Genomic DNA, 21,938 nt, shown 5'->3' with positions numbered 1-21,938 from the left:
ACCCGGACAGCCCGTCAGCTCAGGCTAATTGCCCTTGTACCTGCTGAGGAAGTCCCCCATCCGGCCAATGGCTTCTTCGATGTCCTTGACGTTGGGCAGGGTCACCATCCGGAAGTGGTCCGGTCGGACCCAGTTGAAGGCCCTGCCGTGCGAGACCAGGATCTTTTCCTCGCGCAAAAGGTCCAGGACGAACCGTTCATCGTCGCGGATGTGGAAAACTTCGGGATCCAGCTTGGGGAACAGGTACAGCGCGCCGCGGGCCTGTTGTGTGCTCACGCCGGGGATGGCGTTCAGCATGTCGTATGCCTTGTTGCGCTGTTCCAGCAGCCGCCCACCGGGCAGGATGAAGTCGTTAATGCTCTGGTAGCCGCCCAACGCTGTCTGGATGGCATGCTGCGCAGGCACATTCGCGCACAGGCGCATGTTGGCCAGCAGGCTGATGCCCTCCAGGTAGTCCGCGGCGTCGTGCTTGGGCCCCGAGATGGCCATCCAGCCGGCCCGGTACCCGCACACCCGGTATGCCTTGGACAGGCCGCTGAACGTCAGGCACAACACGTCGTCGCCGGTCAGCTTGGCCATGTTCACGTGGACGGCGTCCTCGTACAGGATCTTCTCGTAGATCTCATCGGCAAACAGCACCAAGCCATGCTTTTCAGCCAGCGCCACGATTTTCCGCAGCGTCTCTTCGGGGTAGACAGCACCCGTGGGGTTGTTGGGGTTGATCACCACGATGCCCTTGGTCTGGGGGGTGATCTTGGCTTCCATGTCCTCAAGGTCAGGCTGCCAGCCGGATTCCTCGTCGCAGAGGTAATGCACCGGCTTACCACCGGCCAACGCCACCGACGCCGTCCACAGCGGATAGTCAGGAGTAGGGATCAGCACCTCGTCGCCGCCGTTGAGCAGCGCCATCAAGGACATGGTGATGAGTTCGCTGACGCCGTTACCCAGGTAGATGTCGTCTACGTGGATGTTCTGGATGCCGCGGGTCTGGTAGTACTGCGACACGGCCGTCCGGGCGGAAAAGATACCGCGGGAGTCGCTGTAGCCCTGGGCGTGAGGCAGGTGCCGGATCATGTCCACCAAAATGGCGTCCGGCGCTTCGAAACCGAAGGGGGCGGGGTTGCCAATGTTCAGTTTCAGGATTCGGTGCCCCTCCGCTTCCATCTGCTGGGCGGCCTGAAGGATGGGCCCACGGATGTCGTAGAGGACGTTATGAAGCTTGGTGGACTGCCTGAATTCTGCCATTGTCCAAATATGCCACAGGCGGGATGTTTTACCGCTGAGACCTCGCCCACATGCCGGACTCCCCAGGGAGCTCCGCGGAAAGCGCCGCCGGGGACGTCCCGAAGCAGGAATGACGACGGCGGCTTCCGGACCAAGTCCGGCAGCCGCCGTCGTCATTGCACTGCTTTACCACCCGAAAACGGGAGGTTCAAGAAGGCGTGGCGCCTACTTGACGATGCCCTTTTCCTTGAGCCAGCTGGCGGCAGCATCCTTCGCTGCCTGCTTCTGGCTACCGCTGACTGCGCGGTTGAGGTTGATGAGGTCCTCGGTGGTCAGCGTGCTGGACACCGAGTTCAGTGCCGACTTGGCGGCATCTGTCATCTTGGACTTGTTGAACAGCGGGATGACCTGCTGGGCGATGAAGTTGTTCTTCGGATCTTCGAGGACCACCAGGTCGTTGTCGGCGATCGACGGGGTGGTGGTGTAGATGTCTGCCACCTGGACCTGGTCATCGAGGAGGGCCTTGAGCGTCAACGGTCCGCCGCCATCGCTGAATGGTTCAAGCTTTTTGGGCTCGCAGTTGTAGTTCTTCTTCAGGCCCGGCAGGCCGTAGGCACGCTCGGAGAACGTTGCCGGGGCACCAATGACAATGTCACTGCACACCTTGGCGAGGTCCTCAATGGACTTGAGCTGGTACTTCTCGGCCGTGGCCTTGGTGACCACCATGGCGTCCTTGTCCTCCGCCTTGGAGGCATCCGCGATGGCCAGGCCATCAGGCAGCTTGCCCGGCAGCGCGGACAGGATGTCGGCTGCTGAAACCTCGGTGGCATCTTTGTTTACATAGAGGAGCAGGTTGCCGGTGTAGTCCGGAACCACGTCCACGGAACCATCCTGGACAGCCTTGAAGTACACCTCGCGGGAACCAATGTTCGGTTTGGTGGTGGCAGTGATGCCGGCTGCATTGAGTGCGCCGGCGTACAGCTCGGCAATGATCTGGCTCTCCGGGAAGTCAGCGGAGCCCACCACCAACGAGGTGGAGCCACCGGAGGCGTTCGGTGCCGGCGTGTTGCTCAGGGGGTCCGAGGAACCTCCGCAGGCAGACAGTGCCAAGGTCACGCCGAGGCCGGCGGCAAGCGACCCAAAGGCCCGCCTGCCTAGGGTTGAACGGCTTACTTTCATGATTTTCCTCCTGGTATCACAGGGTCCGCGGCTACGGAATCCGTGAGGTCGCCCGCAGCCTGCTGGCTGCGGAGGTTCTGGTTTGCGGCGCCCGGGTTCAGGAACAGCCGCTGGATCAGGGACAGGACAAGGTCGACGGCGATCGCCAGGACGGCGATCAACAGGGAACCGCCCAGCATCTGCGGGAAGTCGCTGAGGACCAGTCCATCGAACACGTACCGGCCCAGGCCGCCGAGGTTGATATACGCCACCACAGACACGGTGGCAATCACCTGGAGCACGCCGGTCCGGAATCCGCCGAACATGACGGTGAGCGCGTTGGGCAGCTCGGCCCGGAAAAGCACCTGCAGCTCGGTCATGCCCATGGCACGGGCCGCATCCACCACGTTCCGGTCCACGCTGGAGATCCCTGCGTAGGTTCCGGCCAGCAGCGGCGGCACGGTCAGGATGACCAGCGCCCAGACCGGCGGCATCAGGCCGATGCCCGCAAGCAACACGAAAAGGGTCAACAGGCCCAGGGTCGGCAGGGCGCGCAGGGCGCCGGCAATGGACACCACGGCCACCCGCCCCCGCCCCGTGTGGCCCACGTACAGCCCAATCGGGACGGCAATCACGACGGCGATCAGCATCACCAGCCCTGTGTACTGCAGGTGTTCCACCATCCGGGTGGGGATTCCTGTTGAACCGGTCCAGTGTGTTGGATCCGCCAGCCAGTCGTAGGTGTCCACAAAGACGTTGCTCACAAGGCACCCGCCTGTACCGGCGTCGTGGCCATGGAATCCGCCGTCGTGCCGTTGCGGGAATCCTTGGGGCTACCCGCCCGGACCCACGGGGTCAGGATTCGTTCCACCAGCACCAGGACGGCGTCCATCAATAACGCCAGGACCAGGATGGCAATGATGCCCACCATGATCTCGGTGACAAAGTCGCGTTGCAGGCCAGAGGTGAAGAGCTGGCCCAAATTACCGATGCCCAGCAAGGCCGCCACGCTGACCAGCGAAATGTTGCTGACCGAGACCACCCTCAGCCCGGCAAACATCACGGGTAGGGACAGGGGCAGATCCACCTGCAGAAACCGGGCCAGCGGCTTGTAGCCCATGGCTACGGCGGCCTGGCTCACGCCCTGGTCCACCGAATCGAAGGCATCCAACGCCGACCGCACCAGCAGCGCCACCGCGTACAAGGTCAAAGCGACAATCACGTTCAGCGGGTCCAGGATCCGGGTGCCCAGGATGGTGGGCAGGAGGATGAACAAGGCCAGCGAGGGGATGGTGTAGAGCAGCGAGGAGGCGGTGACAATCACGGACCGGAGCGCCTTGTGCTGGCGTGCCAGCTGGGCAAGCGGGATGGCGATGACCAGCCCAAGCACCATGGGAATCACGGCCAGGACCAGGTGCTGGCCGGCAAGCCCCAGCACCATGCCGCTGTTGGCCAGGAACCACTCCATCAGAGTGCCGCCTGCCGGACCTGCCGGGCCGCTTCAATAAGTGCCAGGACCTCGCCGCCGCGGACCACGCCAATGACTTTTCCGTCGTGATCTACGGCGACGCCCAGGCCGGACGGTGACGACAGGGCGGCGTCCAGCGCACGGCGGAGGCTATCCCCCGGCCGGAACAGCGAACCGCCCGGAATCAAGTCGGTATCGGTTCCTGGCTTGGCCCACCCCAGGGGGCGGATCTCGGCGTCCACCACCAACTGCCAATCGGAGGCCGCGGCCGGGTCGGCCACCAGCGAGTCGCCGTCGCGGATCACGGTAGGTACCCGGTGCAGGGTGACGCCGTCGGACGGGCTGAAGCCCAGGTGCCGGAAGCCCCTGTCGCGGCCAACGAAGGAGGCCACGAAATCGTTGGCCGGCGCGCGCAGGATTTCCTCCGGCGTGGCGTACTGCGCCAACTTCCCGCCGACGGCGAAGACCGCTACCTGGTCGCCCAGGGTGGTGGCCTCGTCGATGTCGTGGGTGACGAAAACGATCGTCTTTTCCAGGTCTTTGTGCAGCCGGAGGAGTTCTTGCTGCAACTCGTCGCGGACCACCGGGTCCACGGCGCTGAACGGCTCGTCCATGAGTAGAACGGGTGGGTCGGCGGCGAGCGCTCGGGCCACGCCAACGCGCTGCTGCTGCCCACCGGACAGTTGTGAGGGGTACCGCTTGCCCAATGGGCTTGCCAGTCCCACAAGATCCAGTAGCTCAATGGCGCGCTTTCTGGCTACGGCTTTGGACACGCCGTTCAGACGCGGCACGGTGGCAATGTTGTCCAGGACCGAGCGGTGCGGCAGGAGGCCTGCGGACTGCATGACGTAGCCCATGGACCGCCGGAGTTCGGCTGCTGGCACGGAGGTGACGTCGCGGCCGTCGACGGTGATGGTGCCAGCCGTTGGTTCAACCATCCGGTTGATCATCCGCAGCGATGTGGTCTTGCCACAGCCGGACGGCCCCACAAACACCGTGAAGGAGCCCTTGGCCACGGACATGGTGAGTCCGTCCACGGCGGGAGCGCCGCCCTGGTACTGCTTGGTGACGTTCCGGAATTCGATCATCGCCTGGTCCATGATGCGGGTTTTACCTGTTCTGTTGGACAGCAGCTGACGGTGCCGGGACGAGGTCGTCAGCACACTGATAGTTACGGTAACCCAATCTGCGGCACGCAACACCCGCCATGACGGAGATCGGCGCAAATGGAATCCCTACTGTGACCATTCGGCGTGGCGGTGGCTCGGGATGGCCGATGACCTAGGCTTCTTCGGCCAGGAGGTGGGGGACGCCAAACACCGGATCCTGGTCGAGGATCCTGACATCGGTAATTCCCTGGCCCCCGAGATGGGTCCGGAAGGCCTCCTGCAGGGCCGGCACGTTCATGCCGAGTCCACTGCCCAAGATCACCGGCCCCGGCAGTCCGAGTTGGCGAAGCACCTGGGCCGCAAGGTTCGCCAGGTCCGCCCCGGCCTGGTCCACCATGGCCAGGCTGGCTGAATGCCCCTGTTCGGCCTGCGCCACCACATGCCTGGCCTGCTGGGCCCAGAAACGGCGACCCTTGGCGGGATCGTGGAACAGGGCGATGAGTCGGTTGGGGTCATCCACCTGGCACGCGGTGAGGAGCGCCGCTGTCAGCGCGTCCACCGGCTGGCCGGAGTTCATCCGCTGCAGGCTGTACCTGACGGCTTCCCTGCCCAGCCAGTAGCCGCTCCCCTCGTCGCCGAGAAGGTATCCCCAGCCGCCTGCCCGGGCCTCGCCGCCGTCGGAATTCCTGCCCCAGGCGGCGGATCCGGTCCCTGCGATCACGGCCACCCCTGTGGTGGTGCGGCCAGCAGCAAGCAGCAGCCGGGAATCATGCACCACGGTGACGTCGGCTTCGGGGACGTGCGGCTGGATCAAGCCGGCGAGCGCCGCTGCGTCCTCTGGCGTGTCGATCCCGCCCGATCCGGCGTAGACCCGCGTGACGGCGCCCGCGCCGATTTTCGCGAACAGCTCGGCAAGGTTGGCGGCCGCTTCGTCCCGGCTGACGTTCTGGACATTGGCGCTGCCTGCAGATTCGTCGGCGACCGGCTGGCCGTCCTCAAAACGGACGCCGCGGGTCTTGGTGCCACCGATGTCCAGACCGATCACCACCCCTCGCAGGGCAGCGGGCACGGCGACGCTGGCGGAGGTGTGGTCTGGGATGCTGGCGCTGGTGGTCACGGCACAAGGCTACTGGCTGCGGGATACGCTTGCGCCATGCCCAGCGATACCCAGCCTGAATCCAGCGAAAACTCACCCCAGGGATGGGTTGGGCATCTGAAAGGTACGACGGCGTACTCGCGGGTCCTGGCCGGTCTCGCCTTTGCCGGGGTGGCCACCTTCGCCCAGCTCTATTCCACCCAGGCCATCCTGCCGCTGTTGGCGGCGGACCAACGGGTCAGCGCGGCTGCTGCCGCGCTCACGATCTCGCTGGCGACAGTGGGCCTCGCCATCACTGTCATTCCGTGGTCCTTTCTGGCCGATCGGATTGGCCGGGTGAAGGCCATGACGTGGGGGATCTGCCTGGCCACCGCACTGGGCCTCCTGGTTCCGCTGGCCACCAGTTTTGGCATGCTCCTGGCGCTGCGCCTGCTGGAAGGGATGGCCTTGGGCGGAATCCCGGCCATTGCCATCGCGTACCTGAACGAAGAGGTCAATAAGGTCAACGTCGCTGTCGCAGCAGGCAGCTACGTCGCCGGCACCACCTTGGGTGGGCTCGCTGGCCGCCTGGTGGCCGGGCCCGTGGCGGAGCTCTGGGGGTGGCGGGCAGCGACCCTGGCGGTCTCCGTCCTGGCGACCGTGGCCGCCGTCGCTTTTCTCTTGTTAATCCCCAAGGCGCGAGGATTCGTGGCGGTTCGGGGCGCCGGGTTCCGCGGCTCCATGAAGGTACTGGCCGGACACCTGGGAAACGTTCGCCTCCTGGCCCTTTACCTTCAGGCGTTCCTCATGATGGGCGGGTTCGTGGCCGTCTACAACTACCTGGGCTTCAGGTTATCCGCGGCACCCTTCGGTTTACCGGCCACGATCATCAGCTTGCTGTTCCTGGCCTATCTGGCGGGGACCATCACGTCCCGCTGGGGCTCCGGACTGACCATCCGGTGGGGCCGCCGAGCAGTGCTGCTGGCCGGGCTGGCCCTGTCCGTGGCGGGCTTGGCGTTGACGTTGACCACCTCGCTGCCGGTCATCATCATTGGCCTGGCCCTGTTCACCGGCGGCTTCTTCGCCGCGCACAGCATCGGCGCCGGCTGGACCGGCGCCATCGCCACCACCGGCAGGGCCCAGGCCGCCTCGCTCTACAACCTGTCCTACTACGTGGGGTCCAGCGTGCTGGGCTGGGCCGGCGGACTGGCCTTCCAGGCGTACGGCTGGACGGCGTTGGCGAGCGCCGTCATGGTCCTCGCCTGCATCACGGCGGTGAGCGTCGCCGTCGTGCATCCCCGCCGCGGACTAGGATGAATGCAGAAACGTGTGTGGAAGGAACTGCAGTGAGCACGAACGCAAGGAATGGCCGTCCGGTCCAGCCCCTGGAGCCTTTGGATGCCATTGACGAGCGACTGCTCGCCGCGCTGGTGGCAGACGCCAGGATCTCCAACAAGCAACTCGCCGAGCTCGTGGGAATTGCCCCTTCCACGGCTTTGATGCGGACCCGGGCACTGTCCGAACGCGGCATTGTGCAAGGCTACGAAGCCAAGCTGAGTCTTTCCGCGGTGGGCCGCTCGGTCCAGGCGCTGGTGGCCGTCCGGCTGCGCGCCCATGATCGGGACCAGATTGACCGGTTCACTGCCCGTGTGCCGCAGCTGCCCGCCGTCCTGTCCACGTTCCACACCTCGGGTTCGGTGGACTACCTGCTCCACATCGCCGTGGCCACCACCGAGGACCTCCGCGACTGGGTGTTGGATAATCTGGCCACTGATCCCGTGGTGGGCCACACCGAGACCACCCTGGTGTTCGAACACATCCAGGGCAACCGCGGTCCGCTCCCGGTCTAACGGCTGCGGAGCACGCTCCGGAACGTGCCGGCGGCCAGCAGCAAGGCTGCAGCGCCGCATAGCGACACGAACCCCAGGACGGCTGGCTCCAGCCCAAACTGTGCCGTGGCCCAGCCCAGGCCGAGCACCGGAACAGCGCTGCCCAGGTAGGTGATGACGTACACGGTACTCACGATCTGCGCGTGCCGGTCGGCTTCCACCTTCATGGCAACATCGTTGAACACTGTCCGGAACGCGATTCCCTGCCCCACACCTGCGGCGAGGGCAGCGACCACCAACAGCCACGGACTCCGCCAGGCACCAGCGGCACCCAGCAGGATCACCGCAACACCCAGGACTGCCAAACCCGCCGGGACCACCCAGCGCCCGCGCACCGCCAAAAGCTGGCTCAGCGCGGACGCACCCAGTGTGAGCCCAGCCAGGACACCGATGAGCGGCCGCGAATCGGTACCCAGGACCTCGGCGAAATAGCCGGGCGCCAGGGACAGGCAAAAGCCGAACACCGCGAAGCTGAGGAAGCCGACGCCGGAGGCCAACCAAAACGCTCCCCGCGCCGATTGGGAAACGAAGGGCCGCCGTGGCGCCAAAGCCTGGAACGCCCGGGACGGAACCGGCGGCTTGATGGCCGGGCGTGCCCGCAAAAGGTAGAGGGGCACCAGCAGCCCCGCCAAGAGCAGGGAGTGCACGTAGTACGGCGTTGCGGTGTGGTTCGGCAGCAGGGACATGACGCCACCAAGCATGGGCCCGGCAGCCACCCCACCGGCTGAGGCCAGCAAGGTGAAGCGGGAGGCCCACTCCGGCCGGGACGGGAGCAATTCGCGCAGCGCTGCCGAGCTGGCTCCAGTCGCCAATGCCACGGCGACGCCCTGCAAGGCTCGGCCGGCGCACAGTGCCGCCAGGGACGTTGCTTCGGCAAAGACCCACCCCCCAACGAGGCCGGCAAGGACTGCCAGGATGAGCGCGGCGCGGCGGCCGATGTGGTCGGACCAGTGGCCGGCCAGCATGAGCGTTGCCACCAGCACCACCACGTAGCTGGCAAACGCAGCCGTCACGGCCAGGCTGGAGAGTCCCAGCTGAATCTGGAGCAGTGGATAGAGCGGTGTGGCCAGGTTAGCCCCGACCAACAGCACGAAAATGACCGTCCCGGCCATGACTAGTCGCGCCGTGGTGGAGGCGTCCCAGCCGCGCACGGCCGAAGCGGGCGCGGGGCGCATCCTGAGTTCGCTGAAGACTGTCATGGTGCCGCCTTGATTGATCCCGGCGGGGTGGACCTTGTGGGCGCCCGGCCGGAGTGTGAATCTGATAGCACCAGAATGGGGCAAACCTGCTGGATCGAAGTGAATTCGATGGCAGAATTGAGCATAAGTATCAATTTGGTGCCCACGAAGCGCTGAGGAGTGCCGAAATGAACAGTCTGGATGCCACTGACCTCAAGATCCTCCTGGCCCTGATCCAAGACCCGCGGATCCAGATCAGCGAGCTGGGCGACTCGTTGGGGGTGGCCCGGAACACGGCACAGAACCGGGTTCGGCGGCTGATCAGGGCGGGCGTCCTGAACCCCGGCGGGCGTGAGGTGGACCTCGAAGCGGTGGGGTACGACGTCGTCGCCTTCATCACCATCGAGGTCTCGCACCGGGAACTGGACGGCGTGGTGTCCGCCCTGCGCACCATCGCCCAGGTGCTGGAGGTCCACGAAATCTCCGGGCGCGGAGATGTCTGGTGCCGGATGGTGGCCACCGACACGCACAATCTGCAGGCGGCCCTGCGCCAGGTCCTCCGCATCAAGGGCGTCATCCGGACGGAGACCGTCCTTGCCCTCCACACGCACATCCCCTACCGCACGGAGCCGCTCATCAGCGGCCTGGTCAAGGCGGCAGGGAACTGAAGCGCCCATGCTGAGTGCTGCCTGAGCGGCCCGCGGGGGCCGGGCGGCTAGGATTCGAACCGAGGACCGGCTTGGGCGCTGACCCCGGCACCACCAACCGTGATTGCACAAGGAACCACCATGACTATCATCGACAACGCCGTGTACGTAGACGGCAAGCGGCACACGGAACCGGAAACGCTGGAACAGACCTCAGAGGTCTTGGCCAGCTGCGGCGGGATGGCATGGATCGGGCTGTACCGGCCAACCCGCGAGGAGATGTTCGCGGTGGCCGCAGAGTTCGGCCTGCACGGACTGGCTGTCGAGGACGCGATTTCGGCCCACCAACGGCCCAAACTGGAACGCTATGACCACAACCTGTTTACCGTGCTCCGGCCGGCCCGTTACCTCGACGCCACGGAGACCGTGGAGTTCGGTGAGCTGCACATCTTCACGGGCAAGAACTTCGTGGTGACCGTCCGGCACGCGGAAATGGCAGGCGTGGCCAAGGTACGGCACCGGCTGGAATCCCGGCCAGACCTCTTGGCGCACGGTCCCGAGGCGGTGCTCTACGCCCTCCTGGACCAAGTGGTGGATGACTATGCCCCCGTGGTTGCTGGCCTGGAGAACGACATCGATGAAATTGAGGACCAACTCTTCAGCGGCGATTCGCAGGTTTCCCGGCGCATCTACGACCTTGCCCGGGAAGTCATCCACTTCCAGCGAGCCATCCACCCACTCCCGGAAATGCTGGAACAGCTTCGGCGCGGATTCGAAAAGTACGGTGTCGAGGCCGAGCTGCAGCACAACCTGCGTGACGTGGGCGACCACGTCCAGCGGGTCATCTCCCGGGCGGATTCCTTCCGGGACATCCTGCAGAACGCGCTCACCCTCGACGGCACCTTGACGGCAAACCGGCAGAACGAGGTCAGCGCCGAACAGAACGAACAGGTCAAGAAGATTTCCTCATGGGCCGCCATTCTCTTTGCCCCGTCCTTCGTGGCCGGCGTCTACGGGATGAACTTCGAGGAGATGCCCGAACTGCACTGGGCTTTCGGCTACCCCATGGCCCTCGGCCTGATGGTGGTCATTGCCGGGGGCATGTATGCGATCTTCAAGAAGAAGGGCTGGCTGTAAGCATCGCTGCGGCGGAATCCTCTGAGCTCATCAATAGGTCGCCCCGGTAGGCGTCCGCGAGCGCTCGCAGGGACCTGCCGAAGGTGTCCTGCGGGAGGCCCGCGCTGGCATCGGTCAGCGCGTGGTTTGCCCGGTCCCAGCTCGAAGGTGCGGCAGGCACGTCGGCCGGCCCGCAGCGCCAACTCCCGGCGGCCGCAGTCACCAGGCCCAGGGCGCGCCCCACAGCCGCGGCCGCGGCGGTGAAACTGTCGGTGCGGCCAGCCCAGCGTGCCCCCAACAGCACCGGGAGTTCGAAGAGGGTCCCGGTGCGCAGGAGCGCCACGTCGTCGGCTTCGTTGGTGCCGCGGTGCAGGCCAAGCAGCGTGCCGGCGCAGACATCGGCGCTGGCACGGCTCATCAGTTCCACGTAGCCGGCCCCCACCTGCGCGGACAGCTCAAACGAGCGGAACAGCAGGAAGTCCCCCACCGAGACAGCGAAGCGGTTGGCAGATCGGGTGGATGCGTGCCCGTCCGCTGGGGAGTCCAGGACATCCTCGTGGGCTACAAGCGCCAGGCAGGCCAGTTCGGTGGCCACGGAAAGCTGATGCGGGCCATCCCCTGCTTCCCGGGTTGACGGTGCGGCACCGGCGCACAGCAGGAACAGCGCCGTCCGGACGCGCTGGGCGGCACGATTTTCCAAGGCACCGACGGCGGCTGGCAGCATGGGGAGCTCATCCGCCGCCATGGATTCCAGGGCCTGCTCGACGGCGGCCACCGGCTCGCGCAGCCCGTGGCCGGCAAGCCACTGGTCCACTCCCGTGGCCGGGACTTCGGGGGGTCTCGAGGGGCGCTGGTAGGAGAAGATGGAACTGCGCACCGCCTGGTAGAGCGGCCGGTCCACGGTGGCGGTGTCGCTGGCTACGCCCCACACGAATTCGCGGTTGTTGACCAGGGACCACGCGGCGCGCATCCGCTGGCCGAAGCGGCGTTCCAGTTCGGCCCCGTAGCCGGGCACGTCCTCTGCACCGCAGTTCAGTGCCTCGCTGATGGCGTGTGCAGCGAGCGCGCCGGACTCAAGGGCCGTGTCGATTCCTTCCCCGGACAGCGGATCCACCAGCCGGGCGGCGTCGCCCACCAGCACCACTCCCCCGGCGGCGACCCGATCGGCGTCGAAATCGCAGGGCAGGGGCGCGCCGCTCAGGGGACCCCGCTGGACCATTCCGCGCCACTGCGGCTGCCGCGCCACCAGGCTCGCGCAGAATTGGTTGAACACCGTGCGGAGGTTCACGTCCTTATCTTCAGGCCGGGTCCTGAGGATGCCGACGCCGATGTTGGCTGCGTCGTTCGCCTCCGGGAAAACCCAACCGTAGCCAGCGAGGGTGCAGCCGGTGGCCGGATCGCGCAGGGGAATGAAGACGTGGAAATTGTCCCCCGCCCCGGGCACGTGGTCCATATAGGCGCGAACGGCGAAGCCCATGCGATCTCCGCGCCGGGACAAGCCGCTGGTCCTGGCAATCGCTGAGGTGGCGCCGTCGGCCGCGACCACGAAGCGGCACGTCACCGTCCGGGACGCAGCACCGCACTGGTACGTGACCCCGGAAACCCGGCCGTCGGCGTCGCGCGTCAGCCCTGTCACCTTGGCGTCATGCTGCACCACGGCCCCCAACGCCGCGGCGCGCTGGCTCAGGAGCAAGTCGAACTCGGCGCGGGGTACAACCCTGCCGGGATCTATGATCGGGGCGTGGTGCGTCCCGCCCGTCCCATCGAGGATCAGGTTGGTGCCTCGGACGGGCGCGTAGGCTGCCATCGTTGGCGCCAGGCCCAGCGACGTCAGTTCCCGCATGGAGGCAGGGGTCAATCCGTCGCCGCAGGCCTTGTCCCGCGGGAATACCGAACGTTCCAGGACGCGGACGCTGTGCCCGGCCGCGGCAAGCGCTGCCGCTGTTGCCGAGCCGGCCGGACCTGCCCCCACCACCACCACGTCAACGTCGAGATCACGCCGCATGCTGTGCCACCCGGAGCCAGACATCGTCCACCATCGTGTGGAGGAGGTCCCGCGACCACGACGGCGGCAGCGCGGCCAGGCCGTCATGGGCGGCGTCCGTGAGCCGGACCAGGGTTGCCCGCGCGCCGGCCGGGCCCGGGCCATCCAGGATCAAGAACCCGGCCTGCCGGGCTTCTTCAGCGGAGAGCCCGGACCGGCCCAGGAGCGCCTTGAGCTCCCGGGCACGGTCGCCGCCCGCCGCGAGCGTCAAAATAACCGGGAGCGTGTAGACGCCCTCGCGCACGTCGGTGCCTGCTTTCTTGCCCAACCTGGTGGTGGAACTGGTGATGTCAGCGATGTCGTCAGCGAGCTGGAAGGCCGAGCCCCAGAGCTTGCCGAACCGATCCCAGCCCGCAGCATCCGTCACCGACATGCCAGCCGCCATGGCCCCGCTGAAGCAGGCCAGGCCAATCAGCGAGCCGGTCTTGTCGCTGATGACGTCCAGGTATTGCGCTTCGGTCCGGTCGGTCCGGTACGCGCTGACGAGTTCGTTGGTTTGTCCGCGCCAGAGCGCAGCGGTACAGGCGGCAGCGGCCCGGGCGAACGGTTCGCCGGCCCGGGCCACCAGCTCGGTACCCCTGGCAAACAGGTAGGTACCGGCGAAGGTGGCGGCCCGGTTGCCCCGCAGTGCTGCGATGGTGGGCTGGCCACGCCGGAGGGGCGCCTGGTCTGCCACATCGTCGTGATGCAGCGTGGCCAGGTGAAGGAGTTCGATCCCGGCGGCCAACTCCACCGGCGGCGGCCCATCTGGAGAGACGGCCGCTGCTGCCAGGATGGTCATCCGCGGCCGCACCCCTTTGCCAGCCACTGCGGGGAGGTAGACGACGGTCTGGTCTACCTCCGGCAGGCAGTGGGCGGCCGCGGCCAGCACCGCCTTGGACACCTGGTCAAGCACGGCGCCAAGGTCCCGGACCGGCTGGCGGGAGGTGGGTGGCGCACTCACCTGAGAACTCCCACCACAACGTAACCTCCCAGCATCCTGCCGTCCCAGGCCTGGCCGATGTCTGCCACGATGAACTGGCCTGGCTTGAGCTGGTCCGGAACACCGATGCTGACTTTGAGCTGACGCCGTTCGCCAGCCTTGAGCTCGGCGCGTGACACCACTGCCAGGTCCTTCAGGTCACCGTTGCCGGCCGGGAGGTGCTCCACCAGGCGGGCCGCAAACCGCCGGTTCTTGGCGGTTGGCAGGACGTCCACGAGGTCTCCCACTTCGGCTTTGACCCACGTGTCCGCATCAAGCAGGCGCACCGGAGCTTCCGCCGGGATCTTGCGGTGATCCATGAGGCCCAGAAGGCCTGCCACCACGTTCACCTCGCCCAGCTGCTTCACAACGTCGGGGTCAACGTCGAAACAGGCCGTCCGCGCGGTCACGGCCATGGTGGCGGCGAAGGGCAGCACGTTGGTCAGGTGCAGCATGATCTCCATGGGCTCGCCCATCGGGGCGGGCAGCACGGCAATATTGCGCTGGCCCACGTGCCTGTCCAAGACCGGTGAGAAGGGCGCCTGGATGGGGTCGAAGGGCCCCGGAGTAGGTCCCAGGCCCGAGACGATGGTGGGGTTGCTGGTGTTGACCATCAGGCATTCGTGGCCGTTGTTCAGGAACGTGGGCACCCACGCGGTACTGCAGCGCACATCCAAGGAGGCACCGTGCCGGATCTCCACCCATTCCGTCCCAATGTGATGGAACGACGCCGGTCCAAGCCCCAGCGACGGGTCCGCCCAGTAGAAATCGACTTGGGTTGGCGCTGCGGTCGCCTTACCAAAATTGAACACCCTTGCGTGCACAAAGTTGTTCTCGCCGGCGCGGCCGGTGTAGCTGATGCCGCCGCTGTTCTCCACCAATATGTAGGGCGATGCCCAGTAGGCCTGCCCGCCGGGGACGGGCCGGACCCTGCCTTGATCGGTGGTGGCACCGGGCACCAGCGGCGCTACCGGAGCGTAAGGCACCACCAGGAACGGCGTGTAGGAACGTGTGCGGCGTTTGAGGTGCTGACGCCACGCCTGGAGGATCCGAGGATCCTCGTTAGCGCGGCCAGGCTTCTCACCGTCGCCCTGGAGTCCTATGCCGTCCCACCTGTCTGCCTGTAGTTTCATGACGCGCTCCTTAGGGAACCGGGTCGATGGCGACGGCGTTGGGATCGTATCCCCCAGTGAACTGCCAGACGGAGAACGCGGTGCCCCGGTCGCCGTCGAGGTTCCATTCGGGGCGTTTGTCGCCCAGGTGGGCGAAGAGATCGACGGCGTTGGCCACGGCATTCCCAAATTGCACGGCGTTACCGGCGGCATCCACCTGCACGGGGAACGGGCCAGGGTCACGGACAGCACCGTTGGAAAGTGGGTTGTTCAGGTCATCGTCGATGAAGAAGTCCGGATAGGCCTCGGTCCGGTACCCCACGGTCCGCGGATTCTCGAACCCCGGATTGGACGCTGTTGGCCGCTGGTTGAAGGACAGCAGGCCACCGTCCCAGGGCCGGGAGGGATATTCTTCCTTGCTGTTCCGGGACTTGACCAGATTACGGCCGGACTCGAACGGCAAGCCGCTCAGGGTCGAAGAGACGATCTGGTCCTCGGCCAGCATTTCCGGGTAAGGGTAGGAGAAACCGGTAAGGGCCAGTAGTTCATTCATACCCTTGAGGCCGTTGTAGAGGTACATCTTGTACCAAAACAGTTGGCACCTGAGCTTTTGCCACTCCACCACGTTGGAGCAGTCCAGAAGGGCCACGGCACCGGCAATGGCCGCGGCTCCGCCAATGAATCCGCCGCCCAGCAGCAACAGCCCGCCCAGGATGGCCAGGATGATGCCGCAGACTTTGGCAGCGGTGTCCTCCAGGTCAGAGTCAAAGCTGGGCGGCATGCTGGGCCCCCCGCCCGGACCGGGGATGAAGGGATCCAGCGCGCCCGGCTGGGTTCCGCAGTCACCGGGCGGAGCCATTGGTCCGTTGAAGTTACAGCCAACTATTTCCCCGCTGGTCTGGAACCACAGCATCAACCACGTCATCTGGTAGGCCTGGTTGAGCTCTTCTACGGCAATTCCTGCCGGATGGGCGCCGGGATTTGCTGCCTGGAAGGCCGTGAACCAGGCAGCCGCGAAGTCATCCGGCAGGACGTTCGCGGGCAGATCCCGGTTCTTCTTGACGTCCACCAGCAGCGAGGCGGGGTCCATCGGCTGCAGCTCGATGCGCTGTTGCAGGTTGGCCGCGCAAAGCGATGGCCACTGAGTGTAGGCCGGGGTGGGCATGTCCGCGGCGACCGGGCGAGGTGACTGCCGGTAGCGGCCAAAAACCCAGGCATCAATGAAGTTCTGGGTGAACCGTCGGCGCCACCACTGCGTGCGGTGCGGCCCACCCACGCACGAGTTGACGAACGGTGCGCCGCTGACATTTGCCGCGTAGGACACCAGGTAGCCGAAGGCGTAGGCCCGGAGCCGATCGTCGTCGTTGGTTTCCGCGGTGGCCAGCAGTGCGTCAACGAACTTTCCCGTGTTGCGCCAGTGCAGATATTCGCGGGCATGCCACGCCTCCGGCGGCGGGACGGGATCGGTCACGGCGGCCGTGTCCACAGCAGGTTTCAGCTTGCCGGTAATGCTGTCCGAAATCGTGCTGATGAGGGAACTCGAGGCCGGGTCCAGGCTTGAGATGACGGTGGCGAAGTCCATGGCTGTCTGTTCGATGTCGCCCATGCTGACGCCGGGAACGTTGCCGTCGCGGATGTCCTTGAGCCTGTCGCAGTCTTCGGCGTCGGCCACGGCGGAGAGTTCGTTGAGGATCCTTCGCAGTTTGACCAGCACGGCATGGAGGCCCAGGCCGCTGCCCGGGAAACGCGCCTCGTCGCCGCCCAGGATGCCAAAGATCTGCTTCCAGACGAAGGCGTAGGCGTTGGGGTCATTATTGAAATCCTCGGCCCTGCCTGCCGGCATGAAATCGGCCAGCGAGGGCCCGATCGCGCCAAGGTAGGCGTAGGACGGGTTGGCGTTGATCACCGTGGCGATGGCTTGCAGTCCTGGGTCCCCCGAGGCGTTAAGTCGTTCCAGGGTGAGGTCCAGAATGGTGAAGTGGGTTGCTATTCCGGGCACGGTTTCCTCCTGAATCAGGTGGTGATGAATCCCGGCCGCGCTGCCGCACCGCCGGGGATGAGGACGAGGGGTCCGGTAGGGTACTGCAGCCAGAGCAGGACGTGCGCGATACCAGCGGTACCGAGCATCAGGCTGGGATTCCAGCCTGGCGTTCCCAGCGGCCAACGGCCGCCAGCACCAAAGCGCGTGATGCCCCGGGCCGCCACACCTGCAGCGGCATCGGCGCCGCCGGGGAAGTCGACGCCGAACGCCAGGCTGCCGTACGCCAGGACTGCGGCGTTGCCCAGTTGGCCGTGGCAGATGGACTGGTCAGTTCCGTCCGTGGTGGCGATGCCGGCCACGAACGCCTTGGTGGTGGCCAGTGCGGTGTGCGACTCCTCGCGGTACCGTGCGTCCCCGGTGAGTTGCCAGGCGCGGATCCGGGAGATGCCGATCCCTGGTGCACCGTGGCACCAGTAGGTGGAGTAGGCGAGCGCACCGCCACCTACGGAACGGGATACCTGGGTCTCGCGGAGATCCGGCCAGTTTCCCTCGCCGGGGTCAAACCACTGCCGTTCGTAGCCAAACCCACGCTCCGCTGCCTCGCGAAAAATTCTCTCGCCCGTGGCGCCGTAGAGTTCCATCAGGCTCATGGCCACGCCGGCGGTGCCGTGCGATAGGCCCGTCAGATGGTACTCGCGCGAGCGGTTGGTAGTCCCCCAGGAAAGACCGTCACCAGCGTGCGTCGCAGCGGCAATCAAGGTCCCGCCCAACAGTGCTGCCGCGTCCACCAGTTCCGGGGCAGCCAGCAATCGCGCCAGTTCCAGCGACGCCAAGATCCTGCCAGCCACCCCGCTGATGAGGTCCAGTTGGGTGCCAGGCCGCTCAAGCGCCGACGACGCAAGGCGACGGGCCTCGGCACGCAACGGCCCGTCGTCGAGCATTCCACCCACGTGCGCGGCCGCGAGCGCCAGGCCGCAGCTGCCATCGAAGAGTCCGGCAGCTCCAGCCGCTGCGGCGGCGTCCAGGGCAAGCGCCTGGCGGAGCGCCGCGCGGGCCGTGTCAGCGTACTGGGGCTCCCCCGAGGCCGCGTGCAATTGGGCGAGGACCAGCGCCACGCCCGCCAGCCCGTCGTACAGGGTGGGGCCGAGCGTGGCAAGGACTTTGTTGTCGCCCGCTGGCACCACGGAACCAAGCCACGTACACCGGTCCCCGTCCCACTGCGCGCTGCGGAGCAACTCCGCGCCGATGCTGAGCGCCTCGTCACGGAAGCTGGCGAGCTGCTGTGGGCGGCGCAGTGGAGCGGTCGATACCGCTGGCTGCCGGGCGGTGGTCGCTACGAAGGGTTGGTAGCAGCGTTCTGAGCCCGGACGCAGATGCGGCGTGGCCAGGCTGATGCCGGCCTGGTCGAGGTGGCTGGCGACGGTGGCCATGCGGTTTCGGTGGGGGGCGCCAGCGCTCGCTGCCGTGACGAGGCCATCGGCGAGGGCCGTGCAACGGTGCATTCCGAAGGACCTGCCGTTATCCACGTCCTCGGCCAGCGACACTCCTGGCGCGAGCGGCTGGGTGAAGACCGGGCTTGCGGGATGGAGTTCAGCCGCAGAGTTCTCTTGGGCTCGGGCCAGGTGCGGCCGGATGCGCGCAAAATCGTCTGCGCCCACATAGAGCACCGCAGCGTCGCACCGATGGTAGGACCCTGGTTCGTCCAGGACCTTGAACCGGAACGGGACCTGCTCCCGGTTGAGCGTGCGGGTCAGGTCCGCCATCAAGGACACTGCCCCACGCGGAGTGCAGTTCCAGTACACCCGGACAATGTCCGTCCCCGTCGTCCAAGGCGTATCAGAGAGGGCAAAGTAATGGCCGGGTGATCTGGCCGGAAGCTCGTTCGGCAGCCGCAGCGACACCGGGCCGGGAGCGCCCCCGGTGAGCAGGGCCTTGTTGCGGACCGCGAGCCGGATACCGTCGCGGTCCAGGTGCGTCTCGGCGTCGTCCGCTGTGTTGGATGCACTCGCGGACGCGACGGACTGCCAACCGCTTTCCCATGTGCCGGTTCCTGCGTTGGCGTGCCGCAGCCGGTCCACCAAGGCGCTGTCCCGGCCGCCGGCGTCGGCCGGTTCCCAATGCATGGGGGCGGGGTAACCCTTCACGTAGAAGTAGGAGTAGAGGTGTTCGGCCAGGGCACCCACCAGGTATTTTCGCCGTACGGGCGGGTCGAGGGCGCGCAGCAGGTGGCCGGGGAGCCGGGGCGGGCGCTTGCCGAACCAGGCGAAGCCGTGATCCGCGATGATGGTGGTCGCTTCGACGGCGGTGGCCACCTGGTCCAAGGCGCCGCGCTGGCTGGTCACGGTTCGCCGCCGCCGGCCGGGACGCCGAGCAGGACGACGCTGGCAGCCGTCGGGTCCGCCAGGATGTTGTGGGCGAGTTGGAGTTTGAGCACCACCTGTCCGGAGAGTTCGCTCAGGTATTGGCTGGTCTCGTAGGCGGTCTGGACCAGCCGCGCTGCCGTAAACCGGACCGCCCGGTCCCACACCTCGGTTGCCGGTTCGATGCCAGTTCTGGCATCCCGATACGCCCGCCAGAACGCCTGGACACTGGGCTGCAATCGGTCCAAGGCAAAGACGCCGTGATCAAGGAACCGCTCGGGTGGAGTGTCCTCACTGACCGGGGCGTGGTCGAGCCAGAGCGACAGGTACTCGCTGATGACGGTAGCAAGATCCCAGGCGGGATCTCCCCACATGGCCATCTCCCAGTCGACCAGGCGAAGGTGCTTGCCCGTGCGGACCCGCTCCGCCGGCCGGAGGATGCAGTTGTCCAACCGCAGATCAGCGTGGATCAAGCACTGCGGCGTCCATTCGGTTCGCAGGTCCGCCAACCGGTCCGCGAAGTCGCCCATGGTGTGGAGCGCGGTGAACAGGGGCAGGCTGGCTCCACTGGCGCCGTAGTACACCGTCACGTCTGGCCGGTCGAAGGAGAAAACCAGCGGGAGACCGTCGGCTACCGGCGCGAGCGTCCGGATGGTCCCGCCGTCGAGCCCGTGCAGGGCCGCAACCGTGCGCCCGAGGCCCGCGGCGATCGCTGGCGGGAACCGGCGGACGGTGCGGTGGTGGGCGGCAAGGCTGACCGCGGCGGCGTCCAGTTCAAGGATCAGCAGCCCCGGCTCGAAGTAGCGCACCAGTTCAGGGATGGCGGCTTTGACGGTGGGTGGCGCCTGGCCGGCGAGCAGTCCGTACACCTGCGCTTCGTTGGCCACGGTGCGTGCCTTGTCCGGATCGCTGGCCTGCTTGATCAGGAAGGAACGGCCGCCGCTATTTTCCACCCGGTAATTATGGTTGCGGCGCGACACGTCCTTGACGCTCAGGCCCGCGACGAGATCTGCGGGCGCCAGCAGGTCCAGGGACAGCAGGAGTTCGACGGCGTCCGCGGCACCAAGGAGCCCTGCCGCGCCCGGGTGCGGCAAAATCTCCTCGGCAGTGCTCGCTACGGCCCCGGCCGCTTCGAGGACGTTGACGCCCACACCCATGATCAGCAGCCGCAGCTGAGCCCGACCGAGCTGCCGCCCGGGAGGGACGAACAGGACGTGGTGCAATGCGCGCACCCTGAACACGGACAGCCTTCAGAGTCCAACGCCATCAGGTTGTTGAGGCCTGAGAGTCCGCGCAAAAACCCAGTCCGGACCTGGCCCTGCAGGAATTCCACGGGCAGCGACCGTGAGGTGGTTTCGGTGATCTGCGCGCCGCTGTTGAGCCAGACCACCGTCTTGCCAGGTTCGATTTCCTCGGCGTGGACGCATCCTTACGCGAGAATTCGAAATAATGGGTCAGGTCGAGGTTGAGGTAGAGCCGCCAATTTTCGTCTGTGGGACTCTTGCCGAGGGTAAAGCCACGCAGTGATTTGGTGCCGGTGGTGGCGGCTGCGTTGCTGAGGCGTTTGCTGAACTCACTTTGGCTGAATGCGTCCGATGGCTCGGGGGACATGATGGCTCCATCTGGAGAGGTGATGTTGTTTCACGGGAAGTCGACGTAGCTCCCGTGCCCGCCCTCGGAGCATCTCCGAAAACGGTCACCGGTGAGCATCAGGCCACGCCAGAACCCGTAGGTGAGCACAGCCCGTTCGGCGTACTCGGTGCAGGAAGGCAGGTACACGCACTGCCGGCCTTCCGACTTGAGCCGATCACGCAGGGGTGAGCGCTGGTATGCGCCCACAAACCAGGTGACCGGGAGGCGGCTCCAACGGTGCGCACCCGCGGGTTGGGGATACTCGGTGTTGGGGCGGGGGGCGATCCGGATGAGCACCTTGACGGCCGCGTAGGCAGCCCAGCCCATGACTGAATCCAGCCACTGACCTGCCTGCGTGCGCCCGTGCCCATGCACGGCATAGGTTGCCATGGAGCCCCCTCAAGCAGGCTCATTTCGGGTTCTGAGGACCTGATGATGACGGCCTGCAAGGGACATAGTGGCCCTGCGCGATGGGTTTGTCCATCCCCCGCGCTAATTCATTCGTGGTCTTTTGGAGGGCGCATTCGGCGGCTCTTGGTTCCCCCGATCTGGCGGGCCTCTGCGGGTCATTTTGGCGACCCGACTTTAAGTCGGACCTAGTCCGTACCATGCCACCCATGACACAAGAGGACCGCCGTGAAGATCCGCCGAGGTATGAGGACATCGAGCCCGACTACGAATTCATGGCCGAGGAGCTGGCGTGCACGTGCTCCTGCCATTAGCAGCCGGTGCAGTCTGCCACACGGCTGTCCCACGCCGCCGGAATCCGGGCAAAAAGAATCCCCGCCGGTGCCGCTACTTCGGCGGACTGGCGGGGATTATTGGGGTGTGGAGCTAAGGAGATTCGAACTCCTGACCTCTTCGATGCGAACGAAGCGCTCTACCAACTGAGCTATAGCCCCTGATGTTGCTACAGGAAACCGGAACCGGTGACCCTAGGCTACAAATTTTCGGCCGTGATGCCAAACCAGCACCCCGAAAGGT

18 protein-coding genes and 1 tRNA gene are annotated in these 21,938 nt (G+C 66.2%); 4 read left to right on the top strand and 15 right to left on the bottom strand.

What is annotated here, in order from left to right:
- Positions 1–24: 24 nt before the first annotated feature.
- From PSET11_RS09050 to PSET11_RS09025, 6 genes are all read right to left on the bottom strand, one after another.
- Positions 25–1,245: a pyridoxal phosphate-dependent aminotransferase gene (locus PSET11_RS09050; protein ID WP_124091773.1), complete on the bottom strand. Its 1,221-nt coding sequence runs from the start codon at positions 1,243–1,245 to the stop codon at positions 25–27.
- Between the two features lie 204 nt (positions 1,246–1,449).
- A complete protein-coding gene (locus tag PSET11_RS09045) occupies positions 1,450–2,403 on the bottom strand; it encodes an ABC transporter substrate-binding protein (RefSeq protein WP_124091772.1) in 954 nt (317 codons plus the stop codon).
- Positions 2,400–3,146, bottom strand: a complete 747-nt coding sequence (locus PSET11_RS09040; protein WP_124091771.1) for an ABC transporter permease — start codon at positions 3,144–3,146, stop codon at positions 2,400–2,402. Before PSET11_RS09040 ends, PSET11_RS09045 begins: the two co-directional genes overlap by 4 nt.
- The gene (locus tag PSET11_RS09035; RefSeq protein WP_124091770.1) at positions 3,143–3,850 is read right to left on the bottom strand and encodes an ABC transporter permease; all 708 of its coding nucleotides are present in this window, start codon (positions 3,848–3,850) and stop codon (positions 3,143–3,145) included. The genes PSET11_RS09040 and PSET11_RS09035 overlap by 4 nt, the downstream gene beginning before the upstream one ends.
- Positions 3,850–4,950, bottom strand: a complete 1,101-nt coding sequence (locus PSET11_RS09030; protein WP_124091769.1) for an ABC transporter ATP-binding protein — start codon at positions 4,948–4,950, stop codon at positions 3,850–3,852. The genes PSET11_RS09035 and PSET11_RS09030 overlap by 1 nt, the downstream gene beginning before the upstream one ends.
- A gap of 181 nt (positions 4,951–5,131) precedes the next feature.
- Positions 5,132–6,058, bottom strand: a complete 927-nt coding sequence (locus PSET11_RS09025; protein WP_238989094.1) for an N-acetylglucosamine kinase — start codon at positions 6,056–6,058, stop codon at positions 5,132–5,134.
- A gap of 54 nt (positions 6,059–6,112) precedes the next feature.
- On the opposite strand from PSET11_RS09025, the gene PSET11_RS09020 reads away from it, so the two are divergent.
- Together PSET11_RS09020 and PSET11_RS09015 are read left to right on the top strand one after the other, a co-directional pair.
- Positions 6,113–7,351: an MFS transporter gene (locus PSET11_RS09020; protein ID WP_124091768.1), complete on the top strand. Its 1,239-nt coding sequence runs from the start codon at positions 6,113–6,115 to the stop codon at positions 7,349–7,351.
- A 29-nt stretch (positions 7,352–7,380) separates the two neighbouring features.
- Positions 7,381–7,884 (top strand): Lrp/AsnC family transcriptional regulator, encoded by a 504-nt coding sequence (locus PSET11_RS09015; protein WP_124091767.1) that lies wholly within the window; start codon positions 7,381–7,383, stop codon positions 7,882–7,884.
- Here the strand turns inward: PSET11_RS09015 and PSET11_RS09010 are convergent.
- Complete coding sequence (locus tag PSET11_RS09010) at positions 7,881–9,122, bottom strand: MFS transporter (protein WP_124091766.1); 1,242 nt, start codon at positions 9,120–9,122, stop codon at positions 7,881–7,883. The genes PSET11_RS09015 and PSET11_RS09010 overlap by 4 nt on opposite strands.
- Positions 9,123–9,289: 167 nt before the next feature.
- Between PSET11_RS09010 and PSET11_RS09005 the strand changes: the two genes are divergently transcribed.
- A complete protein-coding gene (locus tag PSET11_RS09005) occupies positions 9,290–9,769 on the top strand; it encodes an Lrp/AsnC family transcriptional regulator (RefSeq protein WP_124091765.1) in 480 nt (159 codons plus the stop codon).
- 120 nt (positions 9,770–9,889) lie between these two features.
- Entirely contained in the window at positions 9,890–10,885 is a 996-nt protein-coding gene (gene corA / locus PSET11_RS09000; RefSeq protein ID WP_124091764.1) for a magnesium/cobalt transporter CorA, read from the top strand.
- On the opposite strand, the gene PSET11_RS08995 is transcribed toward corA, so the two are convergent.
- From PSET11_RS08995 to PSET11_RS08960, 8 genes are all read right to left on the bottom strand, one after another.
- Entirely contained in the window at positions 10,863–12,869 is a 2,007-nt protein-coding gene (locus PSET11_RS08995) for a geranylgeranyl reductase family protein (RefSeq protein WP_160118978.1), read from the bottom strand. The genes corA and PSET11_RS08995 overlap by 23 nt on opposite strands.
- Entirely contained in the window at positions 12,859–13,851 is a 993-nt protein-coding gene (locus PSET11_RS08990) for a polyprenyl synthetase family protein (RefSeq protein ID WP_160118977.1), read from the bottom strand. The genes PSET11_RS08995 and PSET11_RS08990 overlap by 11 nt, the downstream gene beginning before the upstream one ends.
- Entirely contained in the window at positions 13,848–15,002 is a 1,155-nt protein-coding gene (locus PSET11_RS08985) for a hypothetical protein (protein ID WP_124091761.1), read from the bottom strand. The genes PSET11_RS08990 and PSET11_RS08985 overlap by 4 nt, the downstream gene beginning before the upstream one ends.
- Positions 15,003–15,012: 10 nt before the next feature.
- A complete protein-coding gene (locus PSET11_RS08980; protein ID WP_124091760.1) occupies positions 15,013–16,980 on the bottom strand; it encodes a hypothetical protein in 1,968 nt (655 codons plus the stop codon).
- Between the two features lie 14 nt (positions 16,981–16,994).
- Positions 16,995–19,304, bottom strand: coding sequence for a lanthionine synthetase LanC family protein (locus tag PSET11_RS08975; protein ID WP_124091759.1), 2,310 nt, complete (start codon positions 19,302–19,304; stop codon positions 16,995–16,997).
- Positions 19,301–20,563, bottom strand: coding sequence for a phosphotransferase (locus PSET11_RS08970; protein WP_124091758.1), 1,263 nt, complete (start codon positions 20,561–20,563; stop codon positions 19,301–19,303). The genes PSET11_RS08975 and PSET11_RS08970 overlap by 4 nt, the downstream gene beginning before the upstream one ends.
- Positions 20,564–20,963: 400 nt before the next feature.
- Complete coding sequence (gene yidD / locus PSET11_RS08965) at positions 20,964–21,344, bottom strand: membrane protein insertion efficiency factor YidD (protein WP_124091757.1); 381 nt, start codon at positions 21,342–21,344, stop codon at positions 20,964–20,966.
- A 439-nt stretch (positions 21,345–21,783) separates the two neighbouring features.
- Positions 21,784–21,856: transfer RNA gene (locus PSET11_RS08960), tRNA-Ala, on the bottom strand.
- Positions 21,857–21,938 lie beyond the last annotated feature (82 nt).

The sequence above is a fragment of the Arthrobacter ulcerisalmonis genome, from assembly GCF_900609065.1.
In the GTDB taxonomy this organism is placed as follows: domain Bacteria; phylum Actinomycetota; class Actinomycetes; order Actinomycetales; family Micrococcaceae; genus Arthrobacter; species Arthrobacter ulcerisalmonis.
The sequence above is the reverse complement of the archived record's forward strand: the minus strand, read 5'-3'. Positions and strand labels throughout refer to the sequence as shown.